Below are 19,916 nucleotides of genomic sequence, written 5' to 3'. Positions count from 1 at the left end.
GCGTTTTGGTTACTTTTAAAATAGTTTAAAAGTCTAAAGCAATCTCCAGTCTACTTTTAAATAGAAGTAGCAAAGTGTTTTTGAGAAGATCTTAAGGAGGAGGTTAACCAAAATAAAATAGATATGAGAGAAGACTTTTTATATAAACTTTTTTTGATGCGGCTAATGGCTCGACTTATATGTTTTTCAACAGTCCTTTCCGAGATATTCATTTGCATGGCAATTTCTTTGTAGCTATAGCCTTGTTTTTTATGTAAGATAAATGCCGATTTACATTTTTTAGGAAGCTCATCAATAGCATGTTCCAATGCTCTTAGTTTATTTTGAAGCACATCATCATTAAGTTCAATTAAATTATTTAGTATCTGAAACTTCATCTGTTCAATAGCTGCTGTCTCCTTTTGCTTTTTATTGTATTCAGAAATAAAATTATTGTAAACAGATCGAAAAAGATAACTTTTTAAGGAGGTTGTTATGGTGATCCTATCCTTATTTGTCCAAATTTTTATATAAGTATTTTGTACAATGTCTTCGGCCATAGGTAAATTGTTTGTTAAACCTAAGCAATAAACAAGAAGACGCTTGTAATAGGCATTATATAAGTGTTTATAAGCCTTTTCGTTTCCTTTTTTTAACTCGTGTATTAATATTTTATCTTCACTAAACAAAGCATGGTATTTTGAAAAGGAATTAAACTATTATACAAATATGTAAAAAAAATAATAAAAAATGTCGGGTTTTTGAAAAAGTACAAGTCTTATAAAGTATAAGATAGTCACTAAAAATAAAGTTTTGACAAAAAAACATTCAATTCTTTGAATAAATAAAGAAATAAAACTTGAAAAAGAAGATAGAAAGAATAATTCAAAAATACCTTGCCGGAAATCTCACCGATAAGGAACTTGCTCGTTTAATGGAGTTGTTTTCTGATGAAGAAATTAAAGAGCAAATAGAAAAATCTATAGAGTTAGATTATTTACTGTCCATGCATTATGTTAATGACAATTCAAAAGAAGCATATATTAAATTTCTTTCACGAATTAGGTTAGAAAGGGGTAATTTAAAAACTAAAAGAAGGCGATACACAGTTTTGAGTTATGCGGCACTATTAGTTTTGTTCTTAGGTGTTACCTATTATTTTAGTATTTATAATCAAAAGGAAAGCAATGTTCCAGTTGAATTGCCTAAACTTGTAATTGATGATGAAGCGATTATACTTAAATTGGAAGATGGCAGTATAAAGGTGCTGGGAGGAGATAATCCGGTAGTTGACAAACAAGGCCAGGTAATAGCATTACAAAAAGCCAATACCATTGTTTATGATGAAAAGCCAGATTTGGAAAAGCTGGTTTATAATGAGTTATATGTACCTTATGGTAAAATGCAGCAAGTACAATTATCTGATGGTACAATAGTGTATTTAAATTCTGGATCATCGTTAAAATATCCCGTAAAATTTCTAAAAGATTTAAAACGGCAGGTTTATATAACAGGAGAAGCCTATTTTAAAGTGACCGAAGATAAATCGCATCCTTTTATCGTTACTACAGATAAAGTGAATGTAAGGGTTTTGGGAACAGAATTTAATGTGTCTTCTTATAAAGAGGATGAACATATTAATACAGTTTTAGTATCTGGAAAAATACACTTGTATACCGAAACCGAAACTTATAATTCAACGGAAGCATTGAGTTTGTCTCCTGGTAAAATGGCGTCATGGGATAGAACAGGAAATGATTTTACACAAAACAAGGTAAATACAGATATCTATACGGGATGGATTGAAGGTAAACTTATTTTTAGGAATTTGCCCTTTAAAAAAATACGTAAAAAATTAGAAAGACACTATAATGTATCCATTACCAATAACAATGCATTGTTGGACGAAAACCCATTTAGTATCAATTTTGATATAGAAACTATTGATGAAGTCTTAGAGGCCTTTCATAAGAATTTTGGAATAGCCTATCAAATTATAGATAACAAAGTAATTATAAATTAACATTATTAACCAAACAACTATCGCCTATGATGAAATAACAACACTTCGCAAAACCTAACAAGCCTTAAAGAAAAATCGGAAAATGCTCGCAACATTTCCCGATTATAAGCTTGATTAAAATTAATTAACCAAAATTAACATTACAAAAATATGAAAAAAACAACGAAGTTTCGGTGCTTTTCCGGACTTGCATTTAAGTTCGACTTAAAAATGAAATTGACCACACTTTTACTTCTGGTAGCACTGTTTAAAACTAATGCGAACACCTACTCCCAAAGCAAGCGGATTACCCTTGATATGGCTCAGGTAAGTGTTCAGGAAGTTATCGATGAAATTGAATCGCTTTCCGAGTTTAAGTTTTTTATTGATAATAAAAAGGTTGATGTAACGAGAATAGTGACCATTAAGGAAGAGCGTAAGCGTATCTCTAAAATTTTGAAGGAACTGTTTTCGGGAACAGATATTAGTTACGAAGTATTTAATAAGCAGATTATCCTCAAGAATGAAAAAGAAGAGAAGGAGGATGATGTTATAGAAACAATACCTGTACCTGTACAGGAAGCAATTAAAGGGACAATTACAGATGCAAGTGGTGTGCCACTTCCCGGTGTTAATGTTGTTATTGTAGGTACAAACAAAGGAGCCCAAACCGATTTTGAAGGAAACTTTACGATAGCAGCCAATGATGGCGATGTTTTACAATTTACCTATGTTGGATTTAAAACCGTAAAGATAACGGTTGGAGCTCAGGCCAATTATAATATTGCACTTCAAGAAGATACTTCAGAATTGGATGAAGTTGTGATTGTAGGATATGGAACAATTGAAAAAAGAAAGTTAACCAGTTCGGTAACCTCAATTAATGTCGAAGACAATTTACAGGAAATGCCTTCAACAAATTTGTCTACAGCGCTTACAGGACGTTTTTCGGGTGTTAATATAATACAGAATAATGGGAAGCCTGGAACCACATCTAATATAAATATTCGTGGTGCAACGCAGGGTAGTTTTAGCGGAAGTACAGAACCTCTATATGTTATTGACAATGTGGTTAGCTCTAAGTTACAATTTGACTTATTGGATGTAAATGAAGTAGAAAACGTGTCTTTGTTAAAGGATGCTTCTGCTGCTGCAGTTTATGGAGCTAGAGCTGCTAACGGGGTTGTGTTGGTTACCACACGTCGTGGAAAAACAGGAAAACCAAGTATTAATATTACATCCAGTATTGGTACTACAGAAATTGCTTTCGAACCAGAATTTACTACAGCTTATGAGTATTCAAAATTATTGAACAGCTATTTTGAATATGAGAATGTGCCAGCTGGGGATCCCCAATATATTACCGCTACCGAGTTGGAATACCTTAGGCAAAACAATTACGGTAATTTTGCCGAACAATTTAGAGTGAGCCCAATTTTGGCAAGAAATGCAGTAAACGTTTCTGGTGCTACAGATAACATAAATTATTTTTTATCGGCTTCAAATATTAGGGAAACTGGAATGTTTGAAAACATGAGCTACGAAAAGACCAATTTAAGGGCTAAAGTAGGTGTAGATATAACAGATAATTTAAATGTTTCCCTAAACCTGGCAACTTCAAACGATAATAGAGAAGAGTTTTATTGGAGATGGAATGGGAGTGATGAAGATTTTGGGGATTTTTATAGGACCGCTACCCGTAATGGTATGTGGGGACCTGCAAGAAAAGACGGACTGTTTGTGGCTAACTTTAATGGTTGGAATGCAGGTAACATTATTGATAATGGACAGGGATGGAATAATAGACGAAACAGAAACACCAACATTATCGCTACATTAACCTATAAAATACCCTTTGTTGAGGGCTTAGAGGTAGGAGCTACCTACAACAGAAATAATAATAGGTACGAACAAGACTTGGTGAGATTACCATTAACTGACTATACTTTTGGTACCGACCCTAATAACCGCTTTTTACTAACAGATGAGATTGTTGGAGAGCGTGTTCGTTTTGATGACGGGTCTAATACTAACAGTATTGCTCAAAATACAAACGAAGAAGATACCTATCAATTAAACTTTCGTTTAAATTATAAAAACACTTTTGGTAAACATGATGTAAGTGCATTTGCGATATACGAAGAATCAGAATACTCTTTTGACAATATTTCTGCTCTACGAAGAGGGTTGATTTCTCCATTGGTACCTCAATTGTTTGCAGCGGACCCAGCAGCCGATCAGCAATTTGCGTCAGGAGGTGCTTCCGAAACAGGTAGGCAATCGGTTATTGGTTCTTTCAATTATTCGTATGATGATAAATATTTATTACAAGGAACCTTTAGAGCAGATGCCTCAGTTCGATTTGCACCTGAAAACCGTTGGGGTTATTTTCCAGCGCTTTCTGCAGGTTGGGTACTAAGTAAAGAGGACTTTTTTAAGTTAGATTTTGTGGATTTTGCAAAAATAAGGACATCTTTTGGTAAAACAGGAAATGATGATGTTTTATCGCAGTTGTTCCCTTATTTACAGCGGTATACCATTGGTACGGCTGGAGTTTTAGGAACCAGTGATGGCTCTGCCCAAGGAACATTTATTGGGGGTACACCAGACCCTGCAGTAACATGGGCAACGCAAACGAGTTTTAACTTAGGTTTAGATTTGGCATTTTTAGGGCATAGACTAACCACTTCTTTGGAAATATATAAAAATAAGAGACGTGATCTTTATGGTTCTAGGGAAGGATTTATCCCTTTATCAACAGGTATTACATTGCTTCCGGAAAATTATGGAGCAGTTGATGTAAAAGGGTTTGAAATTGAAGCAAATTATAGAAATAATATCTCCGATTTTAATTATGATTTTGGCGTTAAGTTTGGTTATAATGATAATAAGTATGCAGCCATTGATGAACCAGAATCAAGAAGACCTTTCGAATTACTTTCAGGTAGATCCGTTGAACGTATTTGGGGGTTAAAAGCCTTGGGTATTATTCGGACACAAGAACAATTGGATCAATTAATAGCCGATGGGTATACTATAAGTGGTGGTGATCCGCAACTTGGTGAATTGTACTTTAAGGATGTAAGAGGTAACAGTACAGACGATTTTGATGGCGTAATACCAGACGGTATCATCGATGGAAATGATAATGAAATTATAGCCGACCGTACAACACCTCCAATTAATTACGGCTTTACGCTCAACCTGTCCTATAAAGGATTTTCATTGCAAGCTTTTGCTCAAGGATTAGCAGGACATTATAAGGCTACACCAGCAAATGGTAGATTTACATTTACCAGTATAGGTCAAGCATCCTGGGATAATTGGATAGATTCATGGACATCAGAAAACACCAATGCTTCCTTTCCAAGATTTAACTCTAGGTTTATACATACCCAAAGTACATTTTGGGTTAGGAGAGCAGATTTTATTAGAATGAAGTATATTAATTTTAGTTACGAAATACCAGAAGGTATTGTGTCTAAGATTGGGGCTAAAAGAATAAGCCTCTTCTCTAATGTTACTAACCCGTTCTTTATTTACCGAAAGGATATTAAGGATTTCGATCCAGAAATATCAGGAAGGGGTGTACCGCTTAATAAGACGTATAACATTGGTCTTAATATAACATTTTAACTAAAATCGAATGGAAATGAAAATATATAATATAACAAAAAAGATTTTAACAGTTCTATTAGGGGTGTTAGTTATGCAATGCAGCGATGTATTGGATAAACAGGACTTGTCTGCTTTTAATGAAGATAGTGTATGGACAGATGCCAATTTAGCAGAAGGCTTCATCAATCAAATCCATAATAGAGGAATGGATGGATGGCCTACAAGTAGTGCAGGCTTTTCAGATGATGCTCATGGAACATTTGGGGAAATGTATGGGGAAACCGATACGAATAGTAGAACAATGTACGACGGTGCTTATAGATTGATAAGGGATATAAACATTGCTTTAGAGGAATTAGGAGCGTCAGACTTTGAATCGGAAATCAAAGACCCCTTAATGGGACAGGCTTTTTTCTTTAGGGCTAAGATTTATTTCGATTTGATTTCTACATATGGAGGGGTGCCATTAGTATTGGAAATTCGTTCTTCAGATGAAGGTGAAGCGCTTAATGTAGCAAGAAACAAAACTACTGAGTGTATGGCGCAAATACGTTCAGATTTAGATACGGCTATAGGTTTGCTTCCAGATGCTTACGACGATGCGTCGTCTGATTATGGACGTATTACAAAAGGAGCTGCAATGGCTTATAAAGGTAGAATACTAAACCATTGGGCAAGCGAACAGTTCGATCCTACGCAAAGCGCAGGCCGATGGCAGGATGCATTTGCTGCAAATCAGGCGGCATTATCGAATTTAGAAGCTAATGGTAAAGGGTTACACCCAGATTTTGAAGGTTTATGGTTTGACGAGAGTGCAGGCAATGTTGAGGCCATTATGGTTCGGCGCTATACAGAAAACTTTTCACATAACAGAGAAGCTGGATGTCGTCCGTTTGTAGTAGGTACCAATGGTGAATCCTATAACAAGGCCACTAAAGGCTTGGTGGACGCATTCCCTATGAAAGACGGTAAATCTATTAATGATGCTACTTCTGCCTATACCTACGATCCAGTTATTCTTTGGGAGAACCGCGATCCGAGATTTGCAAAGAGTATTGCTTGGAACTCTGCGATTTGGGATTTAAATGACCCCGCTCCCGTTAGAACCAGTGTTATTGAATGGACTTTTCAGGAAAGTTCTATAGAAGCACAAGCCGATAGTAGAATTACTCCAACAGGATTTCATTGCAGAAAAGCTGTAGATGGAAGTGTGCCAGGAGGAGCAGCAGCATTAATTGGTACTACCGATTGGATTGAGATTCGTTTTGCAGAGGTGTTATTGAACTTAGCTGAAGCGGCAAACGAAGTAGGGGGCAATAGTGCTTTAATTTACGATATATTAACCGATATAAGAGAACGTGCTGGAATTGATGCAGGAGGTGATAACCTATATGGCTTACAGGCTGGTATGAGTCAAAGTCAGTTACGTGACGCCATTATGCTCGAAAGACGCTTGGAATTGGCCTTTGAAGGTAAGCGTTCTTATGATTTAAGAAGGCGTAGAATGTATGAAGATATCAATGGCACATATAGAAGGGGTTATTATATAGTTAGGACAGCAGCATTTGATGCTTTGGATCCGTCTGATGAAATTCTTGACGACAGAATTGCTTTAGAGAATATGATTCTTGGAGGAAGTATAGATATCAATGATGCAGCAACATATAACACTTATTTCGATACGCAGGTACAAAGTGTAGAACGTTTTGGAAATACCACAGATAATGGTGACGCTATAGACTATCAGGACAAGTATTACTTTTGGGATTTGCCTCAAACAGCAATAGATAGAAATCCATCACTAGTACAAACAGCCGGATGGCCTGGAGGAAGTTTTGATCCTTTACAGTAGAGAGATAAAAGTAGGTTTAGTTCATAAAGTTATTTTTATAGAACAAATAAAATCCCGGTATCATCCGGGGTTTTATTAGTTTGATTATATTTTTATAAAAATGAATTATAATTTATTAAATGAAAAAGCTCCCATTTCTTAAAGAATTATAAGACAATAAGGATATTATTATGATGCTTAACAGATCGGGAATACAATATTATGGCTTATTAGTAGGATTGCTGGTTAATTTTGCGCATTCACAGCAAAAAGTAGCACAATTATTTAGCCTGTTATCACCTTCGGAAACCAATGTAACGTTCAGTAATGTTCTAGAAGATACCGATAAAGAAAACATATTTATATATAAGAACTTCTATAAAGGGGGAGGTGTTGCCATAGGCGATATAAATAATGATGGGCTTCAAGATATTTACTTTTCAGGGAATCAGGTTGGTGATAAATTGTATTTGAACAAAGGCGATCTGGTATTTGAGGATATCACAGAAAAAGCAGGGATTTTAAACAGAGGAGGATGGTCTACTCATGTTACTATCGTTGATGTAAATAATGATGGACTTAAAGATATTTATGTTTGTAAAAGCCTTTATGATGACAGGCCAGATCTAAGGGAAAATGAATTATATCTCAACAAAGGAAACCTAAAATTTGAAGAAGTCGCCAAGACTTATGGGCTAAATGATAATAACCGTACAACCCAAGCTAATTTTTTCGATTACGACAAAGACGGCGATTTAGATGTGTTTATAATTAATCAACCACGTAATTCACATGTCTTGGCTCCTAATAATGGAGAAAAACGTATAAAACCAGAACAGAATTACCGTCTGTTGGAGAATAAAAATAATTTCTTCTTTCCTGCCAAGAACAATACAGGTATTTTGGGCTTGGGCTATGGATTAAGTTCCGTTATTGCGGATTTTAATAATAATGGTTGGCAAGATATTTATGTGGCCAATGATTATGAAACGCCCGACCTCTTTTTTGTGAGTAACCAGGATGGAACCTATTCCAATAAAATATACGATTATATCATGCATACCTCTTACTATAGTATGGGGGCGGATATAGGTGATATCAATAATGATGGATGGATGGATTTTGTAGTTGTAGATATGGTTGCCGAAGACAACTTTAAACTCAAAAGTAATATGAGTGGTATGAATCCTGCTAAATTTTGGCAAACAGTAGCCAATGGCGGACATTACCAATACATGTTTAATGTATTACAATTAAACAATGGAGTAAATAGCAATGGCGACATGAGCTTTAGTGATGTAGCCCAATTAGCAGGCGTATCCAATACCGATTGGAGTTGGGCACCTCTGTTGGCCGATTTTGATAATGACGGCTTATTGGATTTATTTGTTGCTAATGGGGTTCGACATGAAATTCAAAATACAGATGCCTTAAAAGCATTAGATCATGAAATAAAAGAAGTGATTGAAACCCATAATCCCAATAAGGACCCAAATTTTAATGCATGGCAATATTTAGATGTCCAAGAACTATTACAACTTTTCCCTTCAAACAAAACGAAAAACTTTATGTATAAAAACTTAGATGGGTTAAAGTTTGATAAAGTTGTGGATGCATGGGGGTTATCCCAAGAAACATTCTCCACTGGAGCTGCATGCGCAGATTTAGACAATGATGGCGATCTGGATTTGGTTGTGAATAATATTGATGAGGTTTCTTTTATCTATAGAAATAACACCAACGAAACCAGTAATAATAATTACCTAAGATTAAGTTTTATTGATACAAACAAGCATTGTAGTTTTTTTGGCACAAAGGCAACCTTGTATCATAAAAAAGGTCTTCAAATAGCAGAGTTAACCAATGCCAGAGGCATTAATTCCAGTAGTGAAGACATCTTACATTTTGGATTGGGGAATATAAAAAAGGCCGACAGTATTTATGTTAAATGGAATACAGGAAAAACTTCTGTGTTGAAGGGTATAAAAGCAAACCAAACGCTTACAATTAATGTTAATTCTGCTGTGGATTTAATTTCAAATAAAAAAGAAAGTCAATCTTTTTTATTTGAAGATATTACCCAGTCTGTTCACATTAACTATGTACATAAAGAAAATAAATTTGACGATTACGATCGTGAAGTACTCCTACCCCATAGAATGTCAACTCTGGGTTCAGGTATAGCCGTGGCAGATATTAATGGAGACGAATTAGAAGATTTTTATATTGGAGGCCCGTTAGAAGGCATTGGGAAACGAGTTTTCCAAAATTCTGATGGAACATTTACTGAACGCATTTTAAAATTATTTCCAGATAGTTCTAGGGAAGATATAGGAGCCGAGTTTTTTGATGCCGATAATGATGGCGATATGGATTTGTATGTGGTTTCTGGAGGGAATGAATCCGAAATCGGTGCCGAAAACTATCAAGACCGTTTATACATAAATGACGGAGAAGGCAATTTTAATTTATTCGAAGGATTACCAAAATTAAGGGCCAGTGGGTCTAGAGTCAGGGCAGCAGATTATGATAACGATGGCGATATAGATTTGTTCGTAGGAGGTAGGCAGGTGCCAGGTAAATATCCAGAACCAGCAGATAGTTATTTGCTGAAAAACCTGTTAAACGAAATAGGAAGATTACAGTTTATAAATACCCAAGAAGCCGTGTTTGCAAAGTTGGGTATGGTAACCGATGCCGTTTGGACCGATTATGATGGTGATAACGATTTAGATCTATTGCTTACAGGTGCTTGGATGCCCATTACATTTTTAGAAAACACCAACGGTAATTTTTCCAATAGTACTAACAAAGTAGGATTACAGGATACAGAAGGCTGGTGGTTTAGTATTACTAAAAACGATATAGATAATGATGGAGATGATGATTATGTTTTAGGTAATTTAGGCTTAAATTATAAATACAAAGCAACAGCCCAAGAACCGTTTTCAATACATTATGACGATTTTGACGATAATGGCAAAAATGACATCGTTCTAAGTTATTACAACTATGGTAAACAGTATCCTCTAAGAGGCCGCTCCTGTTCCTCTCAGCAAATTCCGGATATAAAGAAGAAATTTGAAAGCTATAATACATTTGCATCAGCCACGCTATCGGACGTGTATGGATTGGAAGAGTTAAACAATGCACTGCATTACGAAGCTAAAACATTTGCAAGTATCACGTTGGAGAATTTAGGAAATTCCAAGTTCAACATTAAACCACTACCCAATTTAGCACAAGTATCCAACGTAAATACATCAGTAGTCTATGATGTTGATCATGATGGTATAAAAGACATTATCATAGCAGGAAATATGTTTGGTTCAGAAATAGAGACCACTAGAAATGATGCTGGATTTGGGCTTTTTTTAAAGGGTAAAGGCAACTTTGAATTTGAAGCTAAGAATATGTTCGAAACGGGCTTGTATTTGCCCTACGATGTAAAGGAGATCAAACTCATAAACTATAAAGGGGGAAAAGCACTTATCGTTGCTGTAAACAATGGTCCGATGAAGCTTTTACAGCTAAAAAAATAGAATATGAAGCAACTTTACTTTGTTTTTTTTGTTTTGTTCACGTTTAAGTTTTGTGTTTCCCAAAACAAAACCCCAATATTTACTTTAGTAGACCAGCAGCATTCAGGAATAGATTTCCAAAATGAAATAGAAGAAACCTTGGCGTTCAATTACTACCAATATATGCATATGTATATGGGATCAGGAGTAGCTACAGGCGATTTTAATAACGATGGTCTGCCAGATATATTCTTTTCTTCCAATACAGGGAGCAATAAACTGTATATTAACCAAGGTGATTTTAAGTTTAGGGATATTACAGAAATAGCAAAGGTGTCTGGAGAAGGAGGTTTCTATACAGGTGTAACAACGGTAGATATAAATAATGATGGTTGGCTAGATATTTATGTGTCTTGCTCAGGTCCAGAAGATAGATCCATACAAAAAAACCTATTGTTCGTAAACAATAAAGATCTAACCTTTACAGAATCGTCCATGGCTTATGGCCTTTCAGAACATCGAAGCCATTCCATTCAAGCTAATTTTTTTGATTATGACAACGATGGAGATTTAGATGTTTATATTGTCAATACCCCAGTAAAGTTTAGTTTGGCTAACGAAGTTACCAATGTAAAAGACATCTATAGGAACTCAGGTAATAAGTTTTATGGAGGAGCCGATAAGCTTTATAGGAATAATGGAAACCAAACCTTTACTGATGTAACCGAAGCATCTGGAATATACCCCGATATTTTTTTCGGATTGAATGCTGCTGTATCAGATTTTAATAATGATGGCTGGATGGATATTTTTGTGTCTAACGATTTTGCTGGACCCGATTATTTATACATGAATAATGGAGATGGCACCTTTACCGAAAAGGCCAAAACATTTTTTTCACATATTACAAACTTTAGTATGGGAGCCGATGTAGGAGATGTTAATAATGATGGTTATCAGGATCTTTTTGTGTTGGATATGCTACCCGAAGATTACAAGCGTTCCAAAACATCAATGACCATGATGCCCAGGGAACTCATGTACAATATGGTAGATTCTGGTTACCATTGGCAATACATGCATAACGTATTACAGATAAACAGTGGTATGTTTAAAGAAGGCATGCCCGCTTTTAGTGATTTGGCCTATTTTTCAGGGATAGAAAATACCGATTGGAGTTGGTCCTGTCTGTTGGCAGATTTTGATAACGATGGCTTAACTGATATCCATGTAACAAATGGCATACTAAGGGACGTTACGAATGTAGACTCAAAACTAAAAGACAAAAGTTATTTTAATGACTTAAAGCAGCAAAGGGTTCAGGCTACAGAAGAACACCTTAAAACATCACGAGGGTTTTATCCCTCGGTGAAATTGTCCAATTACCTTTTTAAAAATAATGGTGATTTTGTGTTTGAGGATGTAAGCACCAAAGAAAATGTAGGACCTCCATCATTTTCAAATGGATCTGCTTACGCCGATTTCGATAACGATGGCGATTTGGATTTGGTTTGCAATAATGTTAATGACAATGCTTTTTTATTTGAAAACCTTACAGATAGAAAAAATAGCAACTATATAAAAATAAAATGCAAGGGGACAACAATGAATCCTTTTGGATTGGGTGCCAAAGTAAAAATAGTTATTAATAACGAGGTACAAGTTAAAGAACTTCATGCCACAAGAGGTTATTTTTCGGCATCAGAACCTATACTACATTTTGGACTTGGCGATAATAAGGTAATTGATCGATTAGAAGTAAATTGGCCTGATGGGAAGATGCAAAATTTGTCCTCTGTAAAAGCAAATCAAACGTTGATTTTAGACTATGCTGATGCTATTGAGGTTACTAAGGAAATAAGCGCTATAATGCCAATATTTAAAGATGCTAATAATAGGTTTTCCGAACGTATTAATTGTACCGATATACCGTACGATGATTTTAAAGAACAACTATTATTACCTCACAAATTATCATCACAAGGACCGTGTGCTGTAAAAGGCGATTTCAATAGTGATGGCCTGGAAGATTTTTATGTTGGTGGAGCTGCTGGGTTTAGTGGAACCCTATATCTACAGGAGGCTTCAGGTCACTTTAAAATTAAAGAAGTTTCCGATTTTAATACAGATAAAGATAGTGAAGATACCGCAGTTGCAGTTTTTGATGCCAATGGTGATGGCCATTTAGATTTGTATGTAGCAAGTGGTAGTTATGAGATGCCAAATAACAGTCCGTTATTAAATGACAGGTTGTATTTAAACGATGGCAAATCCAATTTTACCAAAGCCAACAAAACCATTCCTCAATTAACTAACTATGCATCAACAGTAGTTTCTTTAGATTTTGATAATGATGGGGATATGGACATTTTCGTTGGAGGACATGTAGAACAGGGACAATATCCGTTTTCGGCATCCAGCTATTTGTTGGAAAACAATAATGGTAAATTTATAGATGTTACCAAAACGCATGGAACTACATTTTTAGATTTAGGAATTCTTACCAGTATCGTTGCGACCGATTTTAATGGTGACGGATATACGGATATTATAGCCGTAGGAGAATGGATGCCCATTACGTTTCTTGAAAACAATAAAGGCATTTTTAAAAATAAAACGACTCAATATGGATTTAGTGATACTTCAGGGTGGTGGAATACCATCATTGCAGCTGACATAGACCAAGATGGTGATATGGATTATGTGGTTGGTAATTTGGGGTTAAATTATAAGTTCCACGCCTCAAAACAAAAACCCTTTCATGTATATGGGAGTGATTTTGACAATACGGGTAGTATGGATATTGTATTGGCAAAAAATATAGATGCCGATTTATTTCCTGTAAGGGGAAAAATGTGCTCATCGGAACAAATGCCATTCATCAATGAAAAATTTAAGACGTTCAATGCATTCGCTAACGCCGATCTTTCAGATATTTATGGAAGTGCTATGTTAGAAGAAGCACTTCATCTTGAAGCTAAGGAATTCAGATCGGTAATGATAATTAACACAAAAAAGGGTTTTGTTATTGAACACTTACCCAAGGAAGCACAGTTTTCTACAGTTAATGGTATTGTTTGTGGAGATTTTGATTTGGATGGGATTAACGACTTGCTTTTGGCAGGAAACAAATATGAAGCAGAGGTAGAAACCAGTAGAGCAGATGCAGGAATGGGTGTTTACTTAAAAGGAAAAGGAAATGCGGATTTTGAGTATATATCCTCCAAAAAGAGCGGTTTTTTTGTTCCAGGTAATATTAAATCCATTTTGGATATCAGAGCGGGAGATAACACTTTGATTGTCGTCGGAGAAAATAATGCAGTAATCAAAGGGGTTGTTAACAATAACAAAAAACCTTAGGCAGTAAGTGATTAGAATCAAATTACACTGCTAAAAAAGTATCGGTATTTATCAAGATAGTCAGGAAGAATAAAATTAGCAACCAGTAAATTAGCTCTTTACCATAGAGCCTTTAAGTATAACAAAGTATAAAGTATAAATGAAAATGAAAAAACCTAAAAAAAATAAAACAAGCATGCTTATTAAAACGGTAAAATGGAATTTTTATGCATTAGCATTTTGCGTAGCACTATCAACAATATCCTGTTCGGAAAAAGAGATTGTATTGGGTACTGAATCTTTTCAGATACGTATCGATAAAAAAGGCAATTTACAATCGTTAAAAGATATTAGTAATGGAACAGAGTTCTTAAAAAAAGACCAGATAGCACCATTATTGGCTATTCGTGATTTAAGCGATACTATAAATCAGCTACCATTGTCAGCAGACTTTAATAAGAAAGCAGAGACTATAAGCTTAAACTTTAAGAGTGGTGCTAAAATAGATATAGCATTTAGGGAAAAAGAGCACTATTTAACTTTCGAAGTTGTTTCTATCACACCTCAGGAAAAAGTGCCTGCCATAGTATGGGGCAGTTACCCTGTTAATATTGAAGGTATTGTTGGCGAAGTGGTAGGAGTTGCCCGAAACGAAAATTTTGCAATAGGATTGCAAGCACTTAATATTAAAACGACTGGAGGAGAGCTTACAAATAATGTAGGCGAAGTGGAAAACCGTAAAGGAGCCGCAACCAAAACCGACTTTGGCTGCACCTTAAATGCATTTACTATTGATAGGTCTGTAGAAAGAACAGCCAATGTATGGGCCAATCATTTTAAGAATATGCCAGTAAAACCTATTGAGGGGGAAACTGTTGTCGGGTCTAAAATTGCGCTTTTTGGCTGTGCTCCAGAACAGGTGTTGGAAACTATTGGAACTATTGAAGAAACAGAAGGCTTGCCACATCCAAAAGTGGATGGTCAGTGGATAAAAACGCATCCCGAACGAAGTAAAGCTTATTTGATTACCACCTTTACCGAAGATAACTTCGATGAACTTTTAGAGTACACTAAAAAGGCGGGGATGAATGCCATATATCATGCACATCCATTTAAAAACTGGGGTGCATTCAACTTGATTCCCGATCAATTTCCTAATGGGAGGGTAGGTATGAAAACTTTGGTGGAAAAGGCCAATACACAAGGAGTGCGTGTTGGAGTCCATACATTGACTACGTTTACCACGCCCAATGACCCTTTCGTAACGCCTGTTCCTAATAACGGACTTGTTTTTACAGGACAGGGAACTTTAACAGGAGATATAGATGCGACAAGCACCGAAATATTGGTGAGTACGAACGAGTATTTTAATAATGAAGAATTCAACTGGATGCATACGGTAAAAGTTGGCGATGAATTGATTCGCTATCGTACCGTTAGTAAAGATGCTCCGTATAAATTATTGGATTGTGAAAGAGGGACCTTTGGAACAAAGAGCTCAGAGCATCAAAAAGGCGACGTGGTAGGAAAGTTGTTAGACCATCCGTACAAAGTGTTTTTTCCTGATTTTGAGCTTCAGAAAGAAATGGCTCAGAATATGATCGATTTTTTCAATGAAACAGGTATTACCCAAATGGACTTCGATGGTCATGAAGGAGCTTTGGCTACCGGGCAAGGAACATACAGTATGGACGATTTTGCAAAACGGGTGTTTGAAGGTACACAACAGAATCTTGTTAATGGTTCCAGTCGTACAACACATTATTATTGGCACATTAACCATTATATCAATTGGGGTGAGCCTTGGTACGGAGGCTTTCGGCAAAGTCAATCTGAATACCGTTTTAATAACCAACCGTTTTTAGAGGCCAATTATCTGCCCAATATGTTGGGGTGGTTTTCATTAACACCTCATACAACCATTGCCGATATCGAATGGATGCTGGCAAGAGGTGCGGCTTACAATGCCGGATTTGCGCTGTCGGCTAATCCTAACGCCTTAAGCAACAACCCAAATACAGATACTATTTTAAATCTCATTAGAATATGGGAAAAAGCAAGACTTAGTGGGGCATTTTCAGAAGAACAAAAACAACAATTAAAAGATCTTAGTAAAGAGTTTCACTTGGAAGAGACCATACGAGATAAAGAATGGAAGCTCATGATGTTTCAAGATTACGATTTTGTCTTCGAAAAGGTCGAAGTGCAACCTGGTCAACCCACTTATGCCGAATGGAAATATACCAACGAAACAGGAGAGCAACCATTTAAGGCCTTTATTACATTGGACGGTCAAAAAGATGCTGTAGTGAGTGATATAACTATTGAAGTAAGTAACCATGCCTCTATTTCTATACCTGAAAAATTAGAACAAGGTCAAGAATTAATTCTTGAAAACAATAAACTTGTCATTTCAGATGCAAAAGGTAAGTTAATTAAAGAGCGTAACATAGTGCTTCCAATACATGGAAAGGGAGGGCACTCCATTCAATTTGACTGTAAAATTCAAAATGGGGACCCTAAAGTAAAAGTCAAAATAAGGTTAGATGGAAAGGAAGAAAATATAACAGCTAGACTCTAAGGGTCTTTAGTTTTAAGCTAGAATTAATAAATCAATTATTATTTAAAAAAAATAAATGAATACCTGCTATAAGTAATAATTTGCGAACTGTCATTCAGAACGCAGCGTAGTGAAGTGAAGAATCTTTTGATTTTTAAAGAGATTCCTCCTTTTGTCGGAATGACATAATACTATTTTTTGCATTATGAGCAGAACAGATATTCAAAAAATAAGTCATCAAATGAATACATTAAACAAACTGTATATTACCGCACTATTATTTTCTATTACTTTCTTAAATGCCCAACAAAGTTCTTGGTATGAATTAAATATCTCCGATTTGGACTTGAAAAAAGTAGAGCAACCCTGGTGGACGGCTCAAAAGAATAAGGCCATTAATGGTGAAACAATTAGTATTGCAGGGGATAAATACCGTATGGGTATCGGTACCATATCCAGAAGTAAAATGTTTGTTTTTTTGGATGGTAAGTCCGGTCGCTTTAAGGCGTTGGTTGGTATTCAGGATAAACAAGAGCTAACAGGAGGATTAAAGTTTAATGCTTTAGGAGATGGCAACAAGTTATTTTATAAAGAAGAAGAAAAGGAAAGCCGCTTTGTTGGGATAGCCAATACAGAAACTTCGATTCAGAAGGGATCAGTAAAATTTGTTATTTATGGCGATGGTAAAAAGCTGTGGGCAAGTAAAAAAGTTAAAGGGGGAGCCAAAGCAATACCTGTTGATATCTCGGTAAAGGACATTAAGGTTTTGGAACTTATTGTAGAGGATGCCGGCGATGGTGTGTCTGGAGACCATGCCGTTTGGGCCAATGCTATGTTGACCTATAACGGTTACAAGCCCCAAATGGTAGATGGAAACTATTTAAACAGAATGAAAAAGGCTGATGTTGTTTTTACTAATAATATAGCCCCTTTGATTAACAAATTGCCAAAGCCAACCAAACCGTATATGGAGGGTGTAAAAAACGATTGGCTTATAGAAACAACAACCTTACCATCGATGGTGTATAAGTCGGAAAATGGTAAAGAAATTACCATTTCTAATGGTTTGGTAAGCCGAACGTTTAGAGTAACCCCCAATTGTGCTACTGTAGGGTTTAAAAACTTAGTAACAGGAGAATTTCTATTACGAGGCGTAAGCCCAGAAGCTATATTAAAATTTGATGGACAAGAATATACCATTGGAGGTTTGGACGGACAAATTGAATACGGCTATTTAAAAACAGAATGGCTGGATCAAATGTGGAGTCCAACAAACGCGTTTCAGGTACAAACCTTCCGGATTGAAAATATAACACCGCGAATTGATTGGAAAAATAGAAGATGGGCTTTAGAACAGAAAAAACCAATAGAAGGAAAAGAGCTCATTTTTGAATATGCACATGTAAGCTTACCAGGTATAAAAGTAGAGTTACATTATGAAATTTATGATGGCATCCCATTAATAAGTAAATGGATAACCGTTGAAAATAAAAGTGCTAAAGACATAAACTTAGATAGTTTTAAAAGTGAAATTTTGGCTACTGTAGAGCCTGAAAGCGCAGTAGAACGAGGTGAAACGGGTTGGGAATTGCCAAATATACATGTAGAGAGCGATTATGCCTTTCATGCCATGTCTTTTAAAGGGTCAAACCAAGTGGTTCATTGGGAAAAGGATCCGCGTTATACGTCCCAAACAAATTATCCGTTATTAATGCCCTGTTTATTAGAATGCAAGTTGCCCCTGGGGCCTAACGAAACTATAAGTGTTGGAGATACCTACGAGACTTTTAGAGTATGGGAAATGCCCTTTGATAGTTATGACAAACAAAGAAAAGGGATGGCTACAAACAAATTCTACAATTTGGTGGCACCTTGGACAAGTGAAAACCCCTTGTTTTTACATTTAACAACAACAGACGAAACAAAGGTTAAAAGGGCAATTGATCAATGTGATGAAACAGGTTACGAAATGGTGATATTAAGTTTTGGAAGCGGACTTAATATGGAAGATACTTCCGAAGAAAATATTGCTAAGTTTAAAGGTTTGGCGGATTATGCCCATAGTAAAGGCATCGAGCTAGGTGGTTATTCGTTATTGTCGAGTCGGTGGATTAGTGAAGAGGTGGATGTTATAAATCCTGAAACAGGAAAAAGAGGCGGAGTGATTCATGGTAGCTCTCCATGCCTAAACAGTCAGTGGGGGATTGACTATTTCGAGAAACTTAAAACATTCTTTGAGAAAACTGGTTTTGATCTGTTAGAGCACGACGGGTCTTACCCAGGACAATTCTGTGCTTCAACGAAGCATGTAGCACATAAAAATGTGGAAGATTCACAATGGAAAGCTTGGAAACGAATATCAGATTTTTATAAATGGTGTAATGAACGCGGTATTTCCCTAAACATTCCAGATTGGTATTATTTAAGCGGGAGTACCAAAAACGGTATTGGTTACCGTGAGGTAAACTGGTCGCTACCCAGGGAACGTCAATTGGTTTTAGGACGTCAAAATATATACGATGGTACTTGGGACAGAACCCCAAGCATGAGTTGGACCTTTGTGCCCCTTACCCAATATCATGGAGGCGGTGCGGCAGCAACTATAGAGCCTCTGGATGAGCATTTAGAAGCTTATAAAGCGCATATGATTCAAAATTATGGTATGGGTATCCAGGCCTGTTACCGAGGGCCGAGGTTGTACGATACAGAACGCACCAAAGTCACTGTTATAGAAACTGTTAATTGGTATAAAAAATATAGAGAAATATTGAACTCTCCAGTTGTTCATATCAATAGAGCTAATGGCAGAGATATTGATGCTATGATGCATGTTAATCCGTACTTAAAAGAAAAAGGATTTGCTATGTTTTTTAATCCCACAAATCAAACGATCAAAAAGAGTATCAAGGTTCCGCTGTATTATACAGGCTTAAAGGAAAAAGCAAGAACAACAATGGCAGATGGTTCTACGAAGGAATACACATTAGATAGAGATTATACTATAGATATGGAAATCGAGGTGGAAGGAAATGGTTATAATTGGGTGATTTTTGAATAGAGGTTCTT

8 protein-coding genes are annotated in these 19,916 nt (G+C 36.0%); 7 read left to right on the top strand and 1 reads right to left on the bottom strand.

All coding sequences use genetic code 11. The features are described 5' to 3' along the window. Positions 1 to 56: 56 nt before the first annotated feature. Positions 57 to 668: an RNA polymerase sigma factor gene (locus JF259_RS06750; RefSeq protein ID WP_199114550.1), complete on the bottom strand. Its 612-nt coding sequence runs from the start codon at positions 666 to 668 to the stop codon at positions 57 to 59. Positions 669 to 838: 170 nt separating this feature from the next. Here JF259_RS06750 and JF259_RS06745 point away from each other — a divergent pair, with 170 nt between their 5' ends. The 7 genes from JF259_RS06745 (at position 839) to JF259_RS06715 (ending at position 19,908) form a co-directional block, all read left to right on the top strand. Continuing rightward, the gene (locus JF259_RS06745; protein WP_199114549.1) at positions 839 to 2,002 is read left to right on the top strand and encodes a FecR family protein; all 1,164 of its coding nucleotides are present in this window, start codon (positions 839 to 841) and stop codon (positions 2,000 to 2,002) included. Between the two features lie 150 nt (positions 2,003 to 2,152). After that, a complete protein-coding gene (locus tag JF259_RS06740) occupies positions 2,153 to 5,617 on the top strand; it encodes a TonB-dependent receptor (protein WP_199114548.1) in 3,465 nt (1,154 codons plus the stop codon). 16 nt (positions 5,618 to 5,633) lie between these two features. Beyond that, entirely contained in the window at positions 5,634 to 7,451 is a 1,818-nt protein-coding gene (locus JF259_RS06735) for a RagB/SusD family nutrient uptake outer membrane protein (RefSeq protein WP_199114547.1), read from the top strand. Positions 7,452 to 7,621: 170 nt separating this feature from the next. Next, positions 7,622 to 10,972: a VCBS repeat-containing protein gene (locus tag JF259_RS06730; protein ID WP_199114546.1), complete on the top strand. Its 3,351-nt coding sequence runs from the start codon at positions 7,622 to 7,624 to the stop codon at positions 10,970 to 10,972. Between the two features lie 3 nt (positions 10,973 to 10,975). Then, complete coding sequence (locus JF259_RS06725) at positions 10,976 to 14,311, top strand: VCBS repeat-containing protein (protein WP_199114545.1); 3,336 nt, start codon at positions 10,976 to 10,978, stop codon at positions 14,309 to 14,311. 145 nt (positions 14,312 to 14,456) lie between these two features. Continuing rightward, positions 14,457 to 16,871 carry a hypothetical protein gene (locus JF259_RS06720; RefSeq protein WP_199114544.1) on the top strand — a complete coding sequence of 805 codons (2,415 nt, stop codon included), beginning with the start codon at positions 14,457 to 14,459 and terminating at the stop codon, positions 16,869 to 16,871. 220 nt (positions 16,872 to 17,091) lie between these two features. Further along, entirely contained in the window at positions 17,092 to 19,908 is a 2,817-nt protein-coding gene (locus JF259_RS06715; protein WP_199114543.1) for an NPCBM/NEW2 domain-containing protein, read from the top strand. Positions 19,909 to 19,916: the final 8 nt, after the last annotated feature.

Origin of the sequence: Snuella sedimenti, assembly GCF_016428595.1 — a bacterium.
Lineage (GTDB): Bacteria > Bacteroidota > Bacteroidia > Flavobacteriales > Flavobacteriaceae > Snuella > Snuella sedimenti.
Note: the sequence above shows the minus strand (reverse complement) of the source record. Positions and strands in the feature narration are given on the sequence as shown.

Coding starts and splice junctions, on each gene's coding strand:
- JF259_RS06715 (WP_199114543.1), top strand. CDS start 17,092: ATGAATACATTAAACAAACTGTATATTACCGCACTATTATTTTCTATT.
- JF259_RS06735 (WP_199114547.1), top strand. CDS start 5,634: ATGAAAATATATAATATAACAAAAAAGATTTTAACAGTTCTATTAGGG.
- JF259_RS06725 (WP_199114545.1), top strand. CDS start 10,976: ATGAAGCAACTTTACTTTGTTTTTTTTGTTTTGTTCACGTTTAAGTTT.
- JF259_RS06720 (WP_199114544.1), top strand. CDS start 14,457: ATGAAAAAACCTAAAAAAAATAAAACAAGCATGCTTATTAAAACGGTA.
- JF259_RS06740 (WP_199114548.1), top strand. CDS start 2,153: ATGAAAAAAACAACGAAGTTTCGGTGCTTTTCCGGACTTGCATTTAAG.
- JF259_RS06730 (WP_199114546.1), top strand. CDS start 7,622: ATGATGCTTAACAGATCGGGAATACAATATTATGGCTTATTAGTAGGA.